The sequence below is a fragment of the Rhizorhapis sp. genome, assembly GCF_035276005.1.
Taxonomy (GTDB): Bacteria; Pseudomonadota; Alphaproteobacteria; order Sphingomonadales; family Sphingomonadaceae; genus Rhizorhapis.
Map to the genome: position 1 here is coordinate 65,794 of NZ_DATEMB010000011.1, position 20,495 is coordinate 86,288.

A 20,495-nucleotide genomic window follows, 5' to 3' on the forward strand; every position below is an offset into this window, starting at 1 on the left:
ATCATTGCAATGTACCTTAGATGCCGAATTTTAGATTGATGCCGATAGTGCGCGGGGAGATTGTCGTGACTTCCTCGACATTGCTGCCCACCGCGACGCCGGCGGTCGTCCGGCCGCGAACGTCGAACAGATTTGTCGCAAAAAGATAGACGCCCCAATTATCTTTGCTGACGCCCGCGCGCGCGCCGACCTCGGCATAGTCGCCCATGCGCCGATAGGAGGGCGAGTTCGGGCGGAAGTCTCCATAGGAGCGGCCGACATAGCTAATGTCGCTCCGGACCAGCGCCTTCAGTCCACCGGCATCCCATTCATATTGGGCTGCGGCGGAAAAGCCGGTCTTGGCAATCTGCGGAATGCGGTCGCCCTTGCGTCCGCTGGCGATCACCAGGTCGTTGATCTGATCGGAGGTCAGCTTGGCCGACAACAGGTTGACATTGGCGGACAACTGCACGCCCCGAACTGGCAGCGCGACCGCTTCGATTTCGACGCCCTTGACCCGCGCATCGCCGGCATTGGTCAGGAAGAGGAAGGTGCCGCTGTTGCCGGTGACCTGAAGATTTTTCCAGTCCGTGACATAGCCGGTCAGGTTGAACAGGAGCCGGCCGTTCAGAAGTGTGGTCTTCGCGCCCGCCTCATAAGTCCACAGCTTATCAGACTGATAGGGCGTGAAAGAACTGGGCAGGCCGATGACCTGATTGGCGCCGCCCGGTCGGAAACCTGATGCTGCCTGCGCATAAACGAGAATGCCGGGAGAGGGCTGATAGGCCACATTGGCCTTGTAGAGCAGGCCGTTCTCCTTCGTTCCGCGAACCGTCCAAGGCTGAACGGCGAAATTGATGAGGTCAAAGCCCTTCATGATTTCACCGGCCACGGTCCGGCGATAATCATAATATCGGATGCCGCCGGTCACGGTAAGGCCATCGAGCGGACGGACGGACATTTCCCCAAAGCCCGCCACCTGTTTCAGCCGGTCGCGTACCTGCCGCTTGAAATCCAGGGGAGCATCTTCGCGCAGATCACCCGAGTCATCGACCAGAATGCCGCTGGATCCCACCCAGGAACTGCGCCGCGACCAATAGGCGCCCACTGTCCAGCTTAGGAAACCATTTCCTTTGGATTGCAGGCGCACCTCGCCGCTGCCGTTCTTCATCGTTTGCGGGGAAACATAGGCTAGCGGCGTCACCGAATCGACATAGGCGTTGAAGTCTTGCATGCCCTGCGGCGTGTCGCAGGCCGCCGCCGTGAAGTGGCGCCTGCAAAAGGCCGGGTTATCAAAGGCAGTCAGCAGGAAATGATTGGGGTCCCGGCGAAACGAACTGTCCCGGTCCTGATAGGATCCCGTGATGACCAGATCGGCAAATCCCAGATCGGCGTTGGCCGTCCCGGTATAAAGACGGTTCTTATCCTGGAAATTGAGCTTGGCAAGGCTGGCCGAGACGAACCGTCCTGAAGCCGGCGCCCAAACCGGGTTCGCCCCTGTAGCATCATAATAATGGAACCCAAAATCAAGGGTCAGCCAATCGGTGGGCTTGGCCCGCAGGAGCAGACGCGTGCCTTCGGTTTCTTCCCGGTTGATGTTTTCGTTGCCAAGGCCCGGATTGTCGATCCAGCCTGCATTCTTCCGGCGGAAATAGACGGCGCGCAGGGCCAGCCGGTCGTCGACCACCGGCACGTTGACCATTGCGTTTACCTGGTAATTTTCGCCTGCATAATGGGTCGTTGAACCGACGAGATCGGCGCCCGCAGCGAACTGACCGTCGGGCTTTTTATAGATGACGCGAACGGTACCGCCCATCGAGCTGGCGCCGTAGAGCGTCCCCTGCGGTCCGCGCAGAACCTCAATGCGTTCGACGTCGAACAGTTGTAGGTCGCCCTGATTGCCTCCAGAATCGCTGGTCGTGCCCGGTGCGCCGGCAAGCGGCGCTTCGTCATAATAGATTGCGACCTGCGCCTCGCCAGGAGAACGGATCCCGCGCAGCGACACGCGGCGCTGTCCCGGACCATTATCCGTGATCACAAGGCCCGGCACGACTTTCGCCAGGTCGTTGAGGCCGTATATGGCGGCGTTTTCGAGCGTCGATCCGGTCAGAGCGTTGATGCTGGCCGGGGTCTCCTGCAAACGCGTTTCACGCTTCTGCGCGGTCACCGTGATATCGCCATAGCCTTCATCCTGTGCGACCTGCTCGCCCTGCTGGGGTGGAGCATAATTGGCGTCGTTGGCTGTCGCTGGCGTCGCCGCGATCAGGGCAAACAGAGGGGACAGGGAACAATACTGTGCCGTTTTCTTCTTTAGATTTTTCATCGGAATTTCCGGGGAAAGTGGTCAAAGGAAATTGTCTACTAAAATGATAGAAATTATCAGTCAAGCTGGGATCGTTGCTCACCCGTAAAAAATATGCTGTCGATTATCAGTGATTTGGGGCGTCGCATCCCATGGCATATCGCGCGCTCTTGCAGGAAAGCGGCGGGGTATCCGGGCCGGACATTGCAGCAGGATCGCATGCGCTGCCCCGCCGAAGCCTATGTCCCCTCTCCACGGACCTATGAGAGCCTACCCGAGCTGGAATACCCCTTCTGTGACCGCGACATCCTCGTCACCGCCTGCGGCCGCATCTGCATGCAACATCTCAACCGTGCTCGCCGGTCAAAAACTCAGAAATCAAGGAGGTCGACGATGGCGTCTGGCTCATAAGCTTCATGCAATACGACCTGGGATATATCGACCTGGAGCAGAAAACATTGCAGACTATCGACAATCCGTTCGGCACAAGATTGTCACCCATGTCTTAGGTACAATCCGTTACCTATGTCTCCGGGCCGGACATCGGAAAGTATGGCGACCCCGGCAGGATTCGAACCTGCGACCATTCGCTTAGAAGGCGAATGCTCTATCCAGCTGAGCTACGGGGCCCCGGTTAAATGGTCAGGCGCGGCATAGCGCGGATTGCAAAGCGTGGAAACCGGGATATTGATCGGCCATGGCCGAAAATCCCTCTCCCTCGCTCCAAGCCCTTGATGCTGCTGCCATCGGGGGGCGGCATTTCCGCTATTATGACTTTGTCATGGCGGCGTTCGTCACGGTGTTGCTGCTTTCCAATGTGCTGGGGGCAGGCAAGCGGGCGATTGTCGACTTGCCGGCAATTGGACCATGGCCCTTCGGGGCGGGGATCCTTTTCTTTCCGGTCAGCTACATCATCGGGGACGTGCTGACGGAGGTCTATGGCTTTGCAAGGGCCCGGCGTTGCATCTGGGCAGGCTTTGGCGCGACACTGTTCATGGCGGCCATGAGCTATGTCGTGGTGGCGCTTCCCCCGGCGCCGGGCTGGGAGGGGCAGAGCGCCTATGAATCCGTCTTCGGCCAGGTGCCGCGGATCGTGTTCGCCTCCATCACGGCCTTCTGGGTAGGCGAATTTGCGAACAGTTTCGTGATGGCCCGGATGAAATTATGGACTAATGGAAAATATCTATGGACCCGGACCATTGGGTCAACGATTGTAGGCCAGGGCTTTGACAGTCTGATCTTCTATCCGCTCGCCTTTTATGGTGCGCCGGACTGGCCAGCTGACCAGATCCTGATGGTCATGGCAAGCCAGTTCATCCTGAAGACCGGCTGGGAAGCGGCGCTGACGCCTGTCACCTATGCAGTGGTGGGCGCGTTGAAACGCCGGGAGGGTGTCGATGTGTTCGACAGAGGCACAGATTTTACACCCTTCAGGACGAAAGTATGAGGCATGATCCTGTCCGAAATCGCGACCATTTGGGGGCCGATCAAGCAGGCTTTTGAAAAGAGCATCCACCTGTCCCCCGACGCCGTGCATATCCATGTTGGCGTCGGCCTTCTCTTCTTTTTCGCATTCATTTTCCGCAAGCCGCTGCACGACTGGCGGCCGTGGATGGCGGTGTTCCTGCTAGAGGGGATCAACGAGATCATCGACCTCAATCAAAAATTCGGCAGCACTGAGAATAATGCGGCGGAATCCTTGCACGACCTGGTCAACACGCTGTTTCTGCCGACTTTGCTGGTGCTTTACTACCGATTCCGGCATCGGCGGGAGTTGGCTGCCATGGAAAGGCGGGCGCAACAGCAGCCTGCGGAATAGCGTCACCCGCGATCCCGCGGTTCCTGCTGGTCTGGCGGATTTCAGGCGATGCGGGGCCCTGAATAGGCTTCAGGCGAGAAAAGAGCCACGGCGACCTGTGCCGCTTTTTGTGCCGAGGCTGTCCTGCACATTGCTGTGAGCAGTCAGCCGAAGGGCTTCTGTGAGTTCAGCCCGGGCAGAATCGAGCAAAAGGCATAAAGTTGGGGCGAGGGCCTGCAGGGCCGCGCATGCATTGGCTCCCAACGCAAGCTGGGCTTCATGCTTTCCTGCTCTTGAGCCATTTTCCGAGGATGGCGCATCCTCGGACGATGCCGGGCTGCCCTGGAACAATTTCTCGAAAAGGTGGTCGAGCTGTGTTTCTGCCTTTCGGGTCAGAAGCACGAGTATCCGCCTTTTGTCCTTTGGATCCGGTTCCCGCAACACAAGGTCCTGCTTAACCAGAATGTCGATCCAGCGGAGCGCCGTGCTTGCCGGCACAGCGGCGGCCACGCACAAGCTGGAGACCGAAATCACCCGGCCCTTTCTGAGCGCTACATAGAGATCGAGCAGCATGTCCCAGCAAGGGTCGGCAAAGAGATGTTTGCCGAAGATTTTTTCGCGCTCGCGGCGCATCCGCAGCATCTGTTCGGCCCAGGCCAGGCCCGGGCTGTCCGCTGTATTCGTCACCACTTTCTTTCCCTTCGGGGTCAGACTTATGCGGATCGCGTAACCGCTGCATTGCCCGTTTTGGGGGAATTGACATTCATTTCAGCACATCCGCGAGGGCGATTTGCCCCTCAAAAATGGCTCTCGTCACCAATTGAATGCGCTTGGGTACGTCATAATGAGCCCGTGCTAGAGCAAGGTGCCTTTTCACGGTTTCTTCGGAAATACCCAGGATTCGGCCGATTTCCCAATCGGATTTGCCTCGGGCCACTAGCGTTACGCATTGAAGCTGCCTTTCGCTGAGCGGCCGCTGCTGCCCAAGGGACGAAGACTGGGCAGAGAGGACCAGCTTGCGTGCCGCCTGGAAGGCGAAGGAGCCGACAAGCTGCGCCAGCGGCAGATTACGGACAGGCAAAGCGCGGCCGGTTCTTACGGCAAAGGCGCACGATCCGTTCGCTTCTCCGGGGATATTCACAGGAATGGTGAATCCCTGAGCAACTCCCGCTCGCCGCGAGTCTTCCATAATGGCATGATGTACCGGCGTTACCTTTATGAGCTGCCCCATATCTTCCCAGACGAAGCCCACGCTGGTGCGCTGACTGGCAAGAAGAACCGGGTCATTGGCGACAATGTTGCGTTCCACATAGGTTTCGATCCAGCTTTCAGGATAATTGGACAGGGCCAGAAGCCCGCCATCGGCCATATGCTGAAGGTCCATGGAGTATCTGGACAGATCCACATGGTGGATAAGCGCATAATAGTTGAACCCGAGTTCCTTCGTCACATCGACCATCAGGGATTCAAGTTCTCTATAATGTGTAACACGGCTAGATTTTTCTATGAATGTCGTGACATCATTCAGATCATTCATGGCAGGAAATTCTTTTGAACATTGTCCAAAAGGCTATTTAGCAAAAGTTATGCTGTCAATATGATCGGTGTCTTCATTCACTCCTTGCTTACCCTTTTCTGTTACATCCCTGCGTCATGGACGCGCCAAACCATCATCTGAAATCCGATCTCTGCCCCCCTTCTGCGGTGAGCCATGGAGTGGGCATTGCCGGTCTTGTCGGTCTCATGCTCTGGGTGGCCGTGGCGCTGCATTTCGGGATGGACGGATCCTATGCAGGCATGGCCGGGGTTTTGGCCTGCGGCGTGCCGATGGTGCTGTGGTCGCTTCTTATGGACAAGGTGCATTTGCGGCCCTCGACTGGAATCGATTGGAAGAACCCCAAGCCGCTCAGGGAGACGCTGGACATCAGCCTGGTAAAGATTGCGGGCTTATGGGCGACATGGGCGGGGATTGCGATCCTTTACTGCCTCGCACGCTGGTACTGGGATGGCGGTTACCGGTTCGCGATGGACATGTTCGCCGCCGCCGCGCCATGGCTGTTCATATTGTCCATTCCCTATGTGATCTGGCTCGACCGCCGCATGATAGAGCCGCGCGACGGCGCCTATGCCTTTGGGCAGCTCGTGGTGGGAGGAGCCGGGCGGCCGGACCGGGGCGCTGTGAAGAACCATCTGCGAAGCTGGCTGGTGAAGGGCTTTTTCCTGGCGTTCATGCTGTCCATCGTGCCGGGAAATTTTGCCGACATGATACATGTGGGGAGCGCCGGCATTTTTGCGGGTCCCGTGGAGCTTGCCCGGTTCCTGATCGCGCTGATGTTTGTCGTTGACGTCGCCTTTGCGACCGTCGGTTATTTGCTGACAATGAAGCCGCTGGATGCGCATATCCGAACAGCCGAGCCGACCATGGCGGGCTGGGTGGCTGCGCTCATCTGCTACCCGCCCTTCGTGCTTATGAACAATGGCGGTCCGCTCGACTATCATTCCGGCACACAGGATTGGAGCGTCTGGTTTGCTGGGCACCCGGTGCTGCTGTGGGTGGCGGGCGCGGTGCTGGTGGCGCTGACGGCCATCTATGCCTGGGCGACCGTGGCGTTCGGCTTGCGCTTTTCCAACCTGACGCATCGGGGAATTCTGACCCATGGGCCCTATCGCTGGAGCAAGCATCCGGCCTATCTGTCGAAGAATTTGTTCTGGTGGCTTTCAACGCTGCCTTTCCTGGTCACCAATGGAAGCCTGACGGACATGGTGCGGAACACCGCCCTGCTGGCTGTTGTGAGCGGAGTCTATTATTGGCGCGCACGCACGGAGGAGGCTCATCTGTCGGCCGATCCCGACTATGTCGCCTATGCCGAATGGATGGAGCGGAACGGCCCCGTGCCGAAATTGGTCGCCTGGCTGACGGGGCGGAAGCGCGAGTTGGCAGCAGCGGAGTAGGTGCATGCAGACGCGGAACTGGTGTACCGGGCATTGCAGCGGCGAGCCTGAAATCAAATCGCGGGCGGTGCTTATCTAAGCCTTATACCGAGGGGCCCTGACCCGGCCTAAGCGTATCTCGACTTCGCTCGACACGAACGGAAAATACTGGGCTGACAGGCTCAGCCCCAACGCAGGGAGGAGTGATCGCCATTTGCCGGCCACTATAGGCGCGGGAGATTGAAAATCAGAAACTCTCTTCCTCATAGATCCGGCTGAGGTCGCCTTTCCAGGCGCCGTGATAATGGTCGAGCAGGCGCTGGGCGGGGACTTTGCCGGTGCTGACAATCTCCTGAAGCGCGTCGAGATAGCCTGTTTCATTGTCGCCCGAGCCGTTGAGGCGGTTACGCGCGGTAAGGCCCGCTGAAGAAATCTCGACTATCTGCCGCGCGATGTCACGCAGCTTGCGTCCCCCCGGAATGGGTGCATCGAGAGCAAGACGGGGAACACTGTCGCGCAGAGCCTGGCGTTCCTCCATGGTCCAGCCCTTTACTACATCCCAGGCGGCATCGAGGGCTGCACCGTCGTAGAGCAGCCCGACCCAGAAGGCAGGAAGGGCGCAAATCCGGTTCCAGGGCCCGCCGTCCGCGCCGCGCATTTCAAGGAAGGTCTTCAGGCGCACTTCGGGGAAGGCGGTCGAGAGATGATCGCTCCAGTCGCTGAGCCGCGGCTTTTCGCCGGGAAGCGCGGGAAGTTCACCTCTCAGGAAATCGCGGAAGCTCTGCCCCGCGGCATCGATATAGCGGCCGTCGCGATAGACGAAATACATCGGCACATCGAGCGCATAGTCAGCATAGCGTTCATAGCCAAAGCCATCCTCGAACACGAAAGGCAGCATGCCGGTGCGCGCGGGATCGGTATCCGACCAGATGTGGCTGCGATAGGAAAGAAAGCCGTTGGGCTTGCCTTCGGTAAAGGGGCTGTTGGCGAAAAGCGCGGTCGCGAGCGGCTGAAGCGCGAGCGAGGTGCGGAACATCTTCGCCATCATCGCTTCGCTGCAATAGTCGAGATTGACCTGAATGGTGCAAGTGCGCAGCATCATGTCCAGACCCATTGTTCCAACGCGCGGCATGTGGCGCAGCATGATGCCGTAGCGCCCCTTGGGCATGATGGGCAGCTCTTCGCGGGTCTTGTCAGGCCACATGCCAAGGCCCAGGAAACCAACGCCCAGCAGGTCGCCGACATGTTTAACCTGCTCCAGATGCCGGCCGGTCTCCGCGCAGGTTTGGTGAAGATTGTCGAGCGGCGCGCCCGACAATTCAAGCTGACCGGCGGGCTCCAGGCTGATCGTGCCGTCAGGGCCGGAAAGGGCAATGACGGTCTCCCCCTCGAACACTGGCTTCCAGCCATAGCGGGTAAGACCGCAGAGGAGGCTCTGAATGCCGCCTTCCTCCTCATAGGAGGGGGCGTGATGATCCTTTAGCGAGTAGACGAACTTTTCATGTTCCGTCCCGATTTTCCATTTTTCCGGCGGTTTTTCGCCGCTCGCGAACAGGGCGACCAGTTGATCGCGGGATTCGATGGCAGGATCTTCTCCGCCGGACTCTGTGCGCGTGCTCATGTCGGGCCTTTAACGGTTCGCCGCACTCCGGCCAATAGAAAAGTTTTCAATTGTAACTAGAAATCGATAGAGATTGCCTATCAATTCCAGTCGCCCGATAGAGCCATCCAAATAGAGGTGGCGGCGATTGCGGCGGTTTCCGCGCGCAGGATGCGCGGGCCAAGCGAGACCGCCACAGCAGCGGGATGAGCGCGGATGAGGGCGCGTTCCTCATCATCGAAGCCGCCCTCCGGGCCGATCAGGAAGGCGGCTGGGCCGGGGCGGGAAGCCAGCGCTTGGGCCATTGGCGTGCCGCCCTGTTCATCGGCGAAAAAGAGGTGGCGGCCCTTGGGCCAGTTTGTGAGAAGCCCGGAAAGTTTCACCATCTCCGGCAGCTCCGGCAGGGCGGTGCGGCCGCATTGTTCAGCCGCTTCGACCAGATGCGATTGCAGGCGGGAGAGGTTGAGCCTGTCGACCACGGCTCTGCGCGTAAGGACCGGCTGAAGTCTCGCGACGCCCAACTCGCAGGCTTTCTCTGCGACCAGATCAATGCGGCCCTTCTTGATGGGAGCGGCGCAGAGCCAGAAGTCGGGAACCTTTTCCAGCGGCCTTGTCTGCTGGACGACGCGGAGGGTCACGTCGCGTTTGCGGATGTCATGCGCCTCTGCGGCCCATTCTCCGGTGCGATTGTCAAAGAGGAGGACGATGTCGCCCTCCTTCACCCGCATGACGGAGAGAAGATAATGGGCAGGGTTGCCGTCCAGGGGAACAGCCACGCCCTGACCCAGCGGCGCATCGACAAAAAGCCGGGGGGCGCTCTGAGGAGGCCAGGCGGGAGTTGCGGGCATGTCGGTCTTCTGTCTTTCCACTTCTGGGCGATCCTCCTATTGCCGTTCGTATCGGGCGAAGTCGAGACATGTTGAAACAGCTCAGTGTCCTTCGGCTTGGCTTGAGGCAGACGGAGGATGATTTGAGCGATACCATAGTCCCCGACACCCAAGCGCGCGGCCTGGTGGCGATGCTGCCAAGCGCCGCCCGCCCATTCGCATTGCTGGCACGTTTCGACCGGCCGGTCGGCTGGGTGCTGCTATTCTGGCCTGGGCCATGGGCCGTGGCGTTGGCGGGGGGCGCGGTCGAGCAATGGGACCTGATCCTGTGGTTGATGCTGGGCAGTATCGTCATGCGCGGGGCAGGATGCGTGTATAATGACATGGTGGATCGCGACCTGGACGCGCGAGTGGAGCGGACGCGAAGCCGCCCGCTTGCAAGCGGGGCCGTGTCGTTGAAGGCCGCTCTTGTGTGGCTGCTTGCCTTGTGCCTTGCCGGCCTGGTGGTGCTGGTCCAACTGTCGCCCTATGCAGCGGTGGTGGCGCTGGCGAGCCTTGCGCCCGTCGCGGCCTATCCTTTCATGAAGCGGATCACCTGGTGGCCGCAGGCTTGGCTGGGGCTGGTGTTCAGTTGGGCGGCGTTGGTGGGGTGGAGCGAGGTGGCAGGGATGCTCAGCTTGCCAGGTCTCACGCTCTACGCCGGCTGCATCTGCTGGGTGATCGGCTATGACAGCATCTATGCTTTGCAGGACAAGGAGGATGATGCCCTGATCGGCATCAAGTCGAGCGCGCTCCGCATGGGCCGGCATGTGCGGATGGGGGTGGCAATCTTCTACGCTGCGGCCCTGCTGTTCTGGGCGGCGGCGATCTGGCAGGTGCGGCCGCAGGCGCTGGCCCTGCTCGCGCTGTTGCCGATGGCAGTGCATCTCGCCTGGCAAGTGGCCGCATTGAAAGAAGATGGGATGGACCCCCTTTACAAGTTCCGGTCCAATCAATTTGCCGGCCTGCTAATGTTCCTGGGCTGTTTCGTGGTCGGAACGGCCTAGCGCCATAAATATATAACGGGATCGCAATGAAAAAATTACACCACAGCTTTGCCATTAACTTCAACTTATCCAAATTGCGGCAAATCCATTCTCGAACGGGTCGAGAATATCTGCGGCAGCTAAGTCGTTACGACATGTAAATGAACGCTGAATTCCCGATTACTAATCCAGTTTATTGAAGGAATTCAGTATGATGTGCTTTAACAAGCCCATGTCGTTATTGCTTGCGGCCTGTATTCCGGCTCTGACGGCCTGCGGCGGCGGTGAGTCGTCCTCCCCGGCAAGTGCCTCCCCATCGTCCACCTTGCAGACGGAGACGCTGGCGCTGACCGGCGGATCGGCGGAGCAGACGGCGGGAACGGCAGCAACCACCACGACCACGACCAGCGACACTGCGGTCACCACGGAAACGCTCCTGAAGTCGTTCAACACATGGACGGCCGCGCTGATCCAAATGGCGGGTGGCGTGGCGATCCGGATCAAGGGCACGGTGGAAAGCGCGACCGTGGGCCCGGTGCGTATCGAGGGCCCGAAATATGCGCTTTATACCGAAACGGGCGCGATTATCCGGAACCTCAATGTCCATGATTTCGAGGCCGTGGAACTGCAGCGCGAGGGCATTCGCCTGCGGGGCGATGTCAACGGAGTGACGATCAGGAACTTCAACATCCGCATGCGCGCGCAGCAACAGGTGTCGCCCGACCTGCCGATCGGCATCTCCATTTATGAAGGCAGCAACATCACCATCTCCGATGGCTATATCGGCGGCTTCCAGATGGTGACCGTGCCGGGCACCTATACCAATGGAGACGGGATCGCGACTGAGCGGCCGGTGAACAGCATCCTCATCGAGCGAGTGACTTCCAACGACAACAGCGATGCGGGCTTTGACCTGAAGTCCAGCAACACGGTGCTCAACGACACCCATGCAGAGCGTAACAAGCGGAACTACCGCCTCTGGGCGACGGTGCGGACCGGCACGATTTACAGCGGGACGCCGCTGGTCAATGCCGAAGCCGCGCATGTGTGGGTCAATACCGGCGCCGACGTGGTCATCGACAAGCTGGTCGCGACCTCCACGACGACGGCGCCGGTGCTGTATATCGAACCTGATGCGAAGAGCGTCACCGTCAATTCCTGCGAGCTTGACGTTCCGGTTGGAACCAAATTCTTCATTGGCGGCAAATATACCGTGAAGAGCTTTGGCCCCGGATGCGCGCTTTAGCGGCAATTGCCGGGTTATGGGTGCTGTTCGAGGGATAGGTTTCACAATCCCCTAATCCAGGTTAATTCGTGGGCGGCCCACCCGCGTTACGCTTCCTTTTTGATTCAGGAAAAGGGCGGCCTTCCGCCGCCCGCGGGAGCAGTAGCCATGAACATGCACTTTGCCGACAGATTGCGTAGCCGCAGCCAATGGAGCCGCAGGGGTCGCGGAAGCCGGAACTATCCGCGTATATCCCTGCTGTCTTTGGCAGGGACCATCGGAGTGGCGGGACTTGGTTATCTCGTCTGGCGCATGGCATCCGGAAAGAGCGAGGAAGGTGAGACGAAGCAACCTGCTCAGGGAAGCCAGACCTCCAGCAGCGGCCGTTGGTGGCAGAATTTGCTGCCCCATATGAGCGAAGCTTCCCGCATCGACAGCCTGGAGGCGCTTTATGTGGCTGAACTGCAGGAATTGCGTCATGCGGATGGAGAATTGACTGCCTTGCTTTCGCGCCTCGCCAAAGCAGCGCACAATGACGAGCTGGCCAAGCGGCTGCGGCGGCACGAAGGCAAAATCGAGGTTCAGCGCAGACGGATCTCGGAGATCATCCAGCAATGCGGCGCCTCGGCCAGGACACACAAGGATGACGCGATGCGGGCCCTGGAGGCCGAAGCGCACAAGATGTTGAAGATAAGGGGCGATGCATCGCTGCGCGACGCAGCCATCATCGCTTCCTTTCAGCGGATCGTCCACTACCGGATCGCGACGCTGGGAACGATCGCCGCTTATGCCCAGCTACTTGGCCGCAATGCCGAAGCCAGCGAATTTGCGGAATGGTCGGACGCCGAAGGAAAGCTGGACCATGATCTGACGGAGCTTGCGGAAGCCACGATCAACAGGACCGCCAAGCAGGAGGGGGTCTGAAGGGACTTTTGGCCCGGCGCAGATCCTCTCACGCATTGAGCGCATTGATCGCCCTGTGGACCCGTTGCTCGGCCTCCGCGCGCGGCAGACCGGGAGGGATGATCTCTCCCACGCGGAAAGTGACTACCCCTGGCCGCTTCAGAAAGCTGTTCCTGGGAGATACCCGTCCGCTGTCGAGGGCAACGGGAACGACCGGCACTTTCAGCATCTTGTAGAGGCCTGCAAAACCTGACCGGAGCGGTGGTCTTTCCCCATGGGGCACGCGCGTGCCCTCCGGGAACAGGCAGAGCGGGCGTTCGTCGGCCAAGGCGCGAGTGGCGGCTCTCATCATCGCCCGCAATGCCGTGGCCCCGGCGTCGCGTTCCACGGGAATGACGCCATGGGCAAGGGCCAACCTTCCCCACAAGGGCATTCGGGTGAGTTCCGCCTTGGCGAGGATCGCAGGCTTTTCGAACAGGCCTAATATCTCGATGGTTTCGAACATGGCTTCATGTTTGAAGACATAGAGAAATGGACCTTCGGGCATTTCGCCCTCCACCCGCACCCGTTGGCCGAGCAGCCTTGTCACGCAGAAACGATGCAGCCATGCCCAGCTTCGTGCCGCCCGGATCATCGCAGGCTGCCCAAGGGGCAGCATGGCGGTTGCCGCCAGGACATAGAGCAAGCTCATCGGATAGAAGATGGCGGTGTAAAGGAGCGAGCGCAGCAGTACCATTTCAAATTCCAAGCAGCCCTGCCGCCCGGCGGAGCAGATATTTATTATACTCCTTGAACAATATGCTGAGGCTGGGGCGACTGCTGACGGCGTCTGCCTCGATATCCACCGAGCCCGGCAAGGCCTGTTCCAGCTCGAAACGGGCGCGGCGCATGTGCCAGTCCGTGGTGATGAGGCGCACGGAGCGGTATTTGCGCCGCTCGATCCAATGTGCCGTCTCGATGCCGTTGGACCGGGTGTCGACCGCCTCATGTCCCAGCGTGACGCAGCATTCGAACAGGCTTTCGGGCGCCTCATAGGCAAGGGCGAGTTCGGAAGGGCGAACGTCGCGGTCGACGCCGGAGATGAGCATTGCATCCGCTGTGCTCGCTTTCAGCAGCTCCAACCCCCGGCCGATCCGGCCCGACCCGCCGGTCAGCACGACAATGGCATCCGTCTTGCGCTCCGGCCCCAGGGGCTGCGGCAGCAGGAGGGCGAACCAGGCAAAGCCCAGCAGCCAGGCGAGCAGCAGGAAGGACAGAAGGCGGCGGATCATAGCGAACGTCTCAGGGCTTTAAGTACCGTCGTTCTCGCCGTCAGCATCGAAAGCAGGACGCCGCCCATGGGAAGGAGCAGGAGTATGGCCCAGCCATAATCGGGAAGGGCAGTGGCGCCGATAAGGTCCGATCCGATCTTCCGTCCCAGCACACCCAGCAAGGCGAGCACCCCGCCAGCGCCGGCAAGCCCAACCAAGCCGCCGAACAGCGCATCAAGAGCGATGCGGCGCTGGAACAGGCGCGCGATCTGAAGATCGGTCGCCCCCATGAGGTGCAGCACGTCTATCGTGGTGCGGTGGCTGTTATGCGCCGCGCGGGCCGCGAGCACGACAATCGCGGCGGTGGCAAGCGTCATGAGCAGCACCAGCGCAAGTGAGAGCCATTTGAGCGCCTGCACAAGCTGCCCCAGGGGATCAAGGAAGGCGGCATGCGGCTCCACCCGTGCGGAAGGCGCGATGGCCGTAACCGCGTCCCGCAACGCGCCTATCCCTTGGGCTCCGGGAGCGAGCTCAATGTCGATCATGGCGGGAATCGGCAGTTCCGCATCGCCAAGGTCGTCGCCCAGCCACGGACGAAGCGCGGCCTTCAGTTCCGTATCGCTCACGCGGGCGATGCCAGCGACCGCCGGATAACGGCGAAGCTCAGCCATGATGCGGCCAGCCTGCTCTTCGCGGATTTCGGCATCGGCCTCAACGATCTGGATCGTCGCGCGCCCCGCAAGGTCCGCCCGTAGCGAGCGGGCGGCATGATCAAGACCGATGCCCGCCGCAGCCGCAAGGATGGCAAGGAACATCATGATCGCGATGACCCACGGCATCGGGCCGGACAAGCGGCCTTCGGGCAGCACGCGCCGGATGGCAACGTTCCTTCGTCCCCTGCGCATGTTCAGCGCCCCTCCTGCGCCGCGGGCTGGACTGGGCGCGGCGGATAGCGGAGCGCCCCTGTCGGGTCAGAAAGACGCCCCTTTTCAAGGCGCATCATATGCGCGCCGGGCAGACGGCTCAGTAGATGGACGTCGTGGGTGGCGACGACCACCGTCGTGCCAAGCTTGTTCAGCGCTTCGAACAAATGCATCAGCCGCTGCGCCATTTCGGGATCGACATTGCCGGTGGGTTCGTCGGCGACCAAAATCTCCGGCCTGCCAATGACGGCGCGGGCAATCGCTACGCGCTGTTGTTCGCCGCCGGAAAGTGTCGCCGGGCGGGCGCTGGCGCGATCGGCAAGCCCGACCCAGCCAAGCAGTTCATTCACCGGCGTTTCAAGCTCCTTTTCCGAAACGCCGGACACCCGGAGCGGCAGGGCGATATTGTCAAAGGCGGAAAGGTGCGGCACCAGGCGGAAATCCTGGAAAACCACTCCGATACGCCGCCGGAAACCGGGCAACCGCTTGCGGGGAAGCGTCACCACATCTTCTCCGAACATCCTGATAAGCCCCCGGCTCGGCCGCTGGGCCAGATAAAGCAGCTTGAGCAGCGACGTTTTCCCGGCGCCCGATGCGCCGGTCAGGAAATAAAAGGCGCCTTTGTCAAGGGCGAGATTGATGTCGGACAGGATTTCCGCGCCCAATCCATAGCGCAGTCCGACATTTTCAAACTGGACGATGCTGGACAAGGGTCCGCCCGCTCCTTCTTCCACCCCTTAACTATTCATGCCATCGCACAGCCACGCCTTGCCCGTAAAGTCATGAAAAAAGGCGGCCCCATCTTCAGCGCTTGCTCTTGACGCCCAAGCTGTGTTTAGAAGCGGAATGATCCTTGTCTGCCCGCAATGCGCCACGCGCTATATCGTGCCTGACAGTGCTATTGGCCCCGGTGGGCGATCGGTCAGATGCGCGGCTTGCAGGCATAGCTGGTTCCAGGAAGGTGCTCAGCTTCCGCCGCGCGAAGAGGCGGTGCCGGTGATGGCGGAGGCGGCAGGCGTGACTGCTGCGGCCGCGGCAGAAACCATCCCTCCGGTCAGCGAGCTGGCCGCCCCGGCCCCACCCCCTTCCATGCAGTTCGACCGGCCTGAGCCGGACGCCGGCGAGGAACCGGCGGTCGAGGAACAGCAGGCGAGCAGCTTTGCGCACGAGCCGCCTTTCCGCCCGCGCCGCAACCCTGCCAAGCTCTGGACCATGGCCGCTATCGCCTTCGCCATGGCCGTGGCTGCGCTTGGCGGCGCGCTCTATTATCTCGGCACGCCGGGCTGGGCTGTGAACCTGGGTTTAACGGCTGAAGGCACGGACCCTGACCTTCTGCTCGACATGCCACGCAAGCCTGAGCGGCGGCAGCTTCCCTCGGGCGATGAATATTTCGCTTTTTCCGGCCGCATAGTGAACGCCAGCGACCGGTCACTGGCCGTGCCGCCCATCGTCGTGGAGATGCGCGACGATCAGGATCGGCTGGTGTTCGGCTGGACCATAAGGCCGCCGGTCAAGGAACTGGGCCCCGGCGATCAGGCGACTTTTCATGAAAGCCGCATCGATATCCCCAAAAAGGCACGAAATCTGACTCTTACCTTCGCCGATAGCGGCGCTTGATCCAGCGATCCGGCCGCCCTGAGGAAAAATCAGCCGCATGGACGTTTCATCAGTTGCGCTGCCCGATCCGCTTTGCTAATGGCACGCCCCTGCCAGATGCCGGTTTGCCCGGCAGTTCATTGTGTGCGGTCGTGGCGGAACTGGTAGACGCGCAACGTTGAGGTCGTTGTGGCCGAAAGGCCGTGGAAGTTCGAGTCTTCTCGACCGCACCAGAACTTAATCCAAGCATTTCAAATGCTTGGATTTTATGGGTGAGTTCGAAATCCTCATTCCACCTTCTGTTTCACCTTTCGGCGTTAGCGCTCAAACAACAGCACGCCGTCGGTTTCGACGCCTCTTCCGACCTTCCCCAAACCCGCGTCCTTCGCAAACCACTCCAACTGTACCTCCGCTGAGAGATGCAGGTCGGGAGCTTCGTCGAAATCTGATTTGAACGCCGACCATATTGCGTAAGCTTTGTCAGCGTTGGGCGCGTCCATCATAATAGCCAGGTCAATGTCGCTAGCTGCATGGTGGTCGCCACGAGCGCGACTGCCATAGAGGTACACCCGCGCAATCTCAACGTGCCTCTCCGCCCACTGCACAATTGCTACTCTGTCTGCTTCTAGCAATCCGTTCACATCATGCTCCAGCGCTATCCATCCCGCCCACTTGCGCGTTTATAGATACGTGGTTCAATGTTTGTATATGCAAAGGGAGATTAAATTTAGAGCGTGGGTTGGAGAAATGGAATACGATATTGTACTAGGAAAGTTCTGAGTATTCTACGTAAATTCTGGAATGAAAGGTGATTGATTAGATGAAAGGGATAACTCTTCTCTCACGTCGTTTAATACACGCCTAGGTAGCGAACATAATACATGTGCAGTTATGCAATTCACCGGTCTTCGCTACAAAAAATGCAGTTATATTTTGTGGTGCTGCCAAGGCTATTGCGGCTGTAGTGCGAAGTCCACCTGTATAGACACATCGCTGGTTGTCTGCCTGGCCATGATCCTTGCGCCACCTTGTTCCGGCGTAGGCGGCGGCGCGGCTTGCAGTGAAACAGCGGGAGGCGCGGCCTCTACGCGTGCGGCAACTTCGGCCGGTGGCAAGTAGCGCGTACCCTGCGATCCGCCGGCATCGCGAATGTATAGTATCCGGCTTACTTTCATGCCGGCCGCTTCGGCATAGGCCTCTGCGCGGCGCCGCGCTGCTTTGTAAGCGTTGGTATATGCAATGTTTGCCGTGGTTTCCGGGTCGCTCATCGTGAGATTGGGCCCGTTAACAATATTTTGCGCCGGCTTCGGTCACCGCAGTCACAGCAGCGCCCGCCTTGTCCACGTGGCGGACCGTCACGTTGATGATTTTGGACCGTCAATGTTCCGAATGTCGGCTCTAGATGAGGCATGTTCGCCGTGGGCGCCAGGAGTGGTTCCGCACAGCGCAATCGAGCTAAAAGCTAAACTCCGGGTAGGTGACGCCGAGGATCGTCACTTGATCCTGCGGACCGGTGAGTTGAAGCACGAAGTCGGCGTCTGTATTGCCATCGTCGAGGTATAGGCTGAGGCGGGTGACTTCCGCTTCGGCATCCCAAATGAGGGTCGCCTGCGCGCCCGCTCCGGGCTGATAGGTCTCGCCGACGAACAACCAGTTGCCAGGCTGCTGCCCCTCCGCTTCGGTATCGACGTCGATTTGCGAGACGTCGATCACGTCCTCGGACGCGTAGTCGATCGTGTCGATGCCGGCGGCGGCATTTGAGTCCGTGAGACCGAGATAGAGGTAAGTGTCCGTGGCGCCGTCGTGATTGGCCATGAACAGGTCGGCGCCAGCCCCGCCGATCAGTACATCGGCTCCTGCATCGCCGTAGATCACGTCATTGCCGCCGCCGCCGTCGAGGCGATCGTCGCCGTCATAGCCCCCGATGAAGTCGTGACCGGAACCGCCGGTGACATCGTCCGCGAACATTGAACCGTCGAATGTCATTTGCTCGACATTGACGATGGTCTGAGTACCATAGTTGTCCGTGATGATGAGTGGATTGTCAGGGCTGTTTGCCTGGAACGCGAATGTGATCCCCGAAGTCGAGTTGCCGAACGCGATCGACACCGCGTCCACACCGTCACCGCCGTCCAGATAATCGTTGCCAAGATAGCCGTTCAGCCAATCATTGCCACTGCCGCCATAGATATGATCGTCGCCGCTGCCCCCGGCGATGTTGTCGTCGCCCGCCTGACCCTCGATGACAAGCGAGTCAGTCAAAGCGCTCAGGTAAAAGCTGTCCGCCTCCATTGAGCCGATCCAGGCTTCAACGCCGGTGACCTCAGCTACATGGCGCGATTGATCCATAGAGTGGATCGAAACATTGCCTCCGGTGAAGCTGCTGTCGATGTAGAGACCGCCAATCGGCAGGTCTCGCAGGTCGAGCGTGTCTTTCCCATCGCCGCCGTCCACAAAGTCAGTTCCCGTTCCTTGCGGATCGGCGAGCAACAGCAGGTCGTTGCCTGCGCCTCCCAAGAGGCTGTCCGCGCCGGAAAGGCCATCGAGCAAATCGTCACCGTCGCCGCCCAAAAGCTCATCGTTGCCGCTGCCCCCGATGAGCATGTCCGCGCCGCCACCCCCATTGATGGACATGCCGGTGGTAGAAAACCGGAAATCGGCGATGTCGTCGAAGCTGGTCGCAAGAATCTGCTCGACGTTGGTGACCTGGGCTATGAGCGTCCCCTTGCGTACCTCGAAACCGCCAAACTCGAATCCGTGGACGCTGACGCCTGAGTCGAGATTGGCAAGGTCGAGCACGTCATTGTCGAGGCCGCCGTCGAGCGTGTCGAGGCCTTCGCCGGATGTGCTCAGCACGTCATCGCCCGAACCGCCGCTAAGCCTGTCGAAACCGCCGTCGCCGATAAGGACGTCGTTGCCCGCGCCGCCGTCTAGGATATCGTTGCCGTCGCCGCCACGTAGCCGGTCATGCCCATCTCCACCGCCGATCAGGTCGTCCCCGCCCAAGCCGTCGAATAGGTCGTTGCCGCCAAGCAGATCGACAACGTCATTCGCTTCGGTGCCGGTAAGATTGTCGGATTCTTGGGACGGCCGGTCATCATCAATGATCGTTGCGACAGCGCTGTCATCGATCACGTTCGCATTCGCGAGCGGCGTCAGCAGGAGCGAGAAGGACTCGGAGCCCTCGATGGCGTAGTCGCCAAGCAGAGAGAGGGTAACAGTCTGGACCGTCTGACCGGCCGCGAAAGTGACAGATCCCGATGCGGCAATATAGTCGAGGCCCGCGGTCGCGGTTCCATCGGCGCTCGTGAAACCCACCGTCGAGGAGGATGTGGCCGCTGCCTCTCCGCTGCGTACCAGCGTGAATGTCACCGTGCGGTCGGACTCGTTCACTTCGACGTCCGATATCGCCACTTCAGGCAATTGCGGTGGAGGGGGAGGCATGGTTATTCCCGCAATGCCGTCGAGATTGTCATGGCGGCCGGTCAGATGAAGCTCGAACACCGCCGTGGAGCTGCCGTCATACCATGCAAGAATGGTTATTTGGCCGTCATAAGTGAGCGTCGCCTGGCGCCCGCCGAGAGCCGGGTCATAGCTGGACACGAGCACTGCGCCGCCGAGTGAAGTAAGGTCGATGAGATCCTGTGAAGGATCGAAATCTGTGATCCGGTCGACCCCCCCCACAGGTCTGGAATCCGAGTAAGCCAAATAACGGAACGTGTCCGCCCCGCTGCCTCCGGAGATCGTGTCGGCTCCCCCGCCGCCGGTCAAAATGTCGTTCCCGCCATTCCCGTAGATCACGTCATCATAGCTCGTGCCCACGATCACATTATCGCGATTATTGCCGCTGAACGTCTTCCCTACTGCAGGCTTGGGTGCCTTGGCCATCTGATCTCCCCCCGCTGCGACGCGCTCCTCACATGCTTACACTCGAATCGCAGAACCGCGATGGTTGCCTTGTGCGAAGCAAAGCACAAGGAGTGAAATCAAGAAATTCACTCCAGTCCAGTTTCGAGACAATCAGATAATGCTTGGCGGCTCCAGGCGCTTAACTTTTGTCGCTCAGGTTGATCAACATTGGGACAGGGCCGGGAAATATAGCTTTCGTCATATTTACTATGATCGGACCACCAACC

At 59.9% G+C, this 20,495-nt stretch carries 19 protein-coding genes and 2 tRNA genes; 8 read left to right on the forward strand and 13 right to left on the reverse strand.

Annotation, left to right across the window (positions count from 1 at the left end):
• Window positions 1–16 precede the first annotated feature (16 nt).
• Together VJS46_RS03715 and VJS46_RS03720 are read right to left on the reverse strand one after the other, a co-directional pair.
• A complete protein-coding gene (locus tag VJS46_RS03715) occupies window positions 17–2,302 on the reverse strand; it encodes a TonB-dependent receptor (RefSeq protein ID WP_324057999.1) in 2,286 nt (761 codons plus the stop codon).
• Window positions 2,303–2,834: 532 nt separating this feature from the next.
• Window positions 2,835–2,911 (reverse strand) — tRNA-Arg (locus VJS46_RS03720).
• A 67-nt stretch (window positions 2,912–2,978) separates the two neighbouring features.
• Here VJS46_RS03720 and VJS46_RS03725 point away from each other — a divergent pair.
• Both VJS46_RS03725 and VJS46_RS03730 read left to right on the forward strand, forming a co-directional pair.
• Complete coding sequence (locus VJS46_RS03725; RefSeq protein WP_324058000.1) at window positions 2,979–3,728, forward strand: queuosine precursor transporter; 750 nt, start codon at window positions 2,979–2,981, stop codon at window positions 3,726–3,728.
• 3 nt (window positions 3,729–3,731) lie between these two features.
• Window positions 3,732–4,100 (forward strand): hypothetical protein, encoded by a 369-nt coding sequence (locus VJS46_RS03730; protein WP_324058001.1) that lies wholly within the window; start codon window positions 3,732–3,734, stop codon window positions 4,098–4,100.
• 69 nt (window positions 4,101–4,169) lie between these two features.
• Here VJS46_RS03730 and VJS46_RS03735 read toward each other — a convergent pair whose 3' ends face one another.
• Together VJS46_RS03735 and VJS46_RS03740 are read right to left on the reverse strand one after the other, a co-directional pair.
• Window positions 4,170–4,766, reverse strand: a complete 597-nt coding sequence (locus VJS46_RS03735) for a hypothetical protein (protein WP_324058002.1) — start codon at window positions 4,764–4,766, stop codon at window positions 4,170–4,172.
• A 76-nt stretch (window positions 4,767–4,842) separates the two neighbouring features.
• The gene (locus VJS46_RS03740) at window positions 4,843–5,616 is read right to left on the reverse strand and encodes a LuxR family transcriptional regulator (RefSeq protein WP_324058003.1); all 774 of its coding nucleotides are present in this window, start codon (window positions 5,614–5,616) and stop codon (window positions 4,843–4,845) included.
• 116 nt (window positions 5,617–5,732) lie between these two features.
• On the opposite strand from VJS46_RS03740, the gene VJS46_RS03745 reads away from it, so the two are divergent.
• Window positions 5,733–7,031 carry a methyltransferase family protein gene (locus VJS46_RS03745; RefSeq protein WP_324058004.1) on the forward strand — a complete coding sequence of 433 codons (1,299 nt, stop codon included), beginning with the start codon at window positions 5,733–5,735 and terminating at the stop codon, window positions 7,029–7,031.
• A gap of 226 nt (window positions 7,032–7,257) precedes the next feature.
• On the opposite strand, the gene VJS46_RS03750 is transcribed toward VJS46_RS03745, so the two are convergent.
• Both VJS46_RS03750 and VJS46_RS03755 read right to left on the reverse strand, forming a co-directional pair.
• Window positions 7,258–8,631, reverse strand: a complete 1,374-nt coding sequence (locus VJS46_RS03750) for a glutamate--cysteine ligase (protein ID WP_324058005.1) — start codon at window positions 8,629–8,631, stop codon at window positions 7,258–7,260.
• 80 nt (window positions 8,632–8,711) lie between these two features.
• A complete protein-coding gene (locus VJS46_RS03755; protein WP_324058077.1) occupies window positions 8,712–9,458 on the reverse strand; it encodes a 16S rRNA (uracil(1498)-N(3))-methyltransferase in 747 nt (248 codons plus the stop codon).
• A 122-nt stretch (window positions 9,459–9,580) separates the two neighbouring features.
• Here VJS46_RS03755 and ubiA point away from each other — a divergent pair, with 122 nt between their 5' ends.
• The 3 genes from ubiA (at window position 9,581) to VJS46_RS03770 (ending at window position 12,611) form a co-directional block, all read left to right on the forward strand.
• Window positions 9,581–10,483 (forward strand): 4-hydroxybenzoate octaprenyltransferase, encoded by a 903-nt coding sequence (gene ubiA, locus VJS46_RS03760; RefSeq protein ID WP_324058078.1) that lies wholly within the window; start codon window positions 9,581–9,583, stop codon window positions 10,481–10,483.
• Window positions 10,484–10,673: 190 nt separating this feature from the next.
• Window positions 10,674–11,708 carry a right-handed parallel beta-helix repeat-containing protein gene (locus VJS46_RS03765; protein ID WP_324058006.1) on the forward strand — a complete coding sequence of 345 codons (1,035 nt, stop codon included), beginning with the start codon at window positions 10,674–10,676 and terminating at the stop codon, window positions 11,706–11,708.
• Between the two features lie 261 nt (window positions 11,709–11,969).
• Window positions 11,970–12,611 (forward strand): ferritin-like domain-containing protein, encoded by a 642-nt coding sequence (locus VJS46_RS03770; protein WP_324058007.1) that lies wholly within the window; start codon window positions 11,970–11,972, stop codon window positions 12,609–12,611.
• 28 nt (window positions 12,612–12,639) lie between these two features.
• On the opposite strand, the gene VJS46_RS03775 is transcribed toward VJS46_RS03770, so the two are convergent.
• Genes VJS46_RS03775 through ftsE form a run of 4 tightly spaced genes read right to left on the reverse strand, consistent with a single transcriptional unit; the run spans window position 12,640 to window position 15,473 of the window.
• The gene (locus VJS46_RS03775) at window positions 12,640–13,326 is read right to left on the reverse strand and encodes a lysophospholipid acyltransferase family protein (RefSeq protein WP_324058008.1); all 687 of its coding nucleotides are present in this window, start codon (window positions 13,324–13,326) and stop codon (window positions 12,640–12,642) included.
• Window position 13,327: 1 nt separating this feature from the next.
• Entirely contained in the window at window positions 13,328–13,861 is a 534-nt protein-coding gene (locus VJS46_RS03780; RefSeq protein WP_324058009.1) for a YdcF family protein, read from the reverse strand.
• Window positions 13,858–14,745 carry a cell division protein FtsX gene (locus tag VJS46_RS03785; RefSeq protein ID WP_324058010.1) on the reverse strand — a complete coding sequence of 296 codons (888 nt, stop codon included), beginning with the start codon at window positions 14,743–14,745 and terminating at the stop codon, window positions 13,858–13,860. The genes VJS46_RS03780 and VJS46_RS03785 overlap by 4 nt, the downstream gene beginning before the upstream one ends.
• A gap of 2 nt (window positions 14,746–14,747) precedes the next feature.
• On the reverse strand, window positions 14,748–15,473 hold the full coding sequence (gene ftsE / locus VJS46_RS03790; RefSeq protein WP_324058011.1) for a cell division ATP-binding protein FtsE: 726 nt from the start codon (window positions 15,471–15,473) through the stop codon (window positions 14,748–14,750).
• A 136-nt stretch (window positions 15,474–15,609) separates the two neighbouring features.
• On the opposite strand from ftsE, the gene VJS46_RS03795 reads away from it, so the two are divergent.
• Complete coding sequence (locus tag VJS46_RS03795) at window positions 15,610–16,380, forward strand: zinc-ribbon domain-containing protein (protein WP_324058012.1); 771 nt, start codon at window positions 15,610–15,612, stop codon at window positions 16,378–16,380.
• A gap of 125 nt (window positions 16,381–16,505) precedes the next feature.
• Window positions 16,506–16,592: transfer RNA gene (locus tag VJS46_RS03800), tRNA-Leu, on the forward strand.
• A gap of 84 nt (window positions 16,593–16,676) precedes the next feature.
• On the opposite strand, the gene VJS46_RS03805 is transcribed toward VJS46_RS03800, so the two are convergent.
• The 3 genes from VJS46_RS03805 to VJS46_RS03815 all read right to left on the reverse strand — a co-directional run bounded on the left by VJS46_RS03805 (window position 16,677) and on the right by VJS46_RS03815 (window position 20,247).
• Window positions 16,677–17,000 (reverse strand): nucleotidyltransferase domain-containing protein, encoded by a 324-nt coding sequence (locus VJS46_RS03805; protein ID WP_324058013.1) that lies wholly within the window; start codon window positions 16,998–17,000, stop codon window positions 16,677–16,679.
• Window positions 17,001–17,309: 309 nt separating this feature from the next.
• A complete protein-coding gene (locus VJS46_RS03810; RefSeq protein ID WP_324058014.1) occupies window positions 17,310–17,627 on the reverse strand; it encodes an SIMPL domain-containing protein in 318 nt (105 codons plus the stop codon).
• Window positions 17,628–17,814: 187 nt separating this feature from the next.
• The gene (locus VJS46_RS03815; protein WP_324058015.1) at window positions 17,815–20,247 is read right to left on the reverse strand and encodes a Calx-beta domain-containing protein; all 2,433 of its coding nucleotides are present in this window, start codon (window positions 20,245–20,247) and stop codon (window positions 17,815–17,817) included.
• Window positions 20,248–20,495 lie beyond the last annotated feature (248 nt).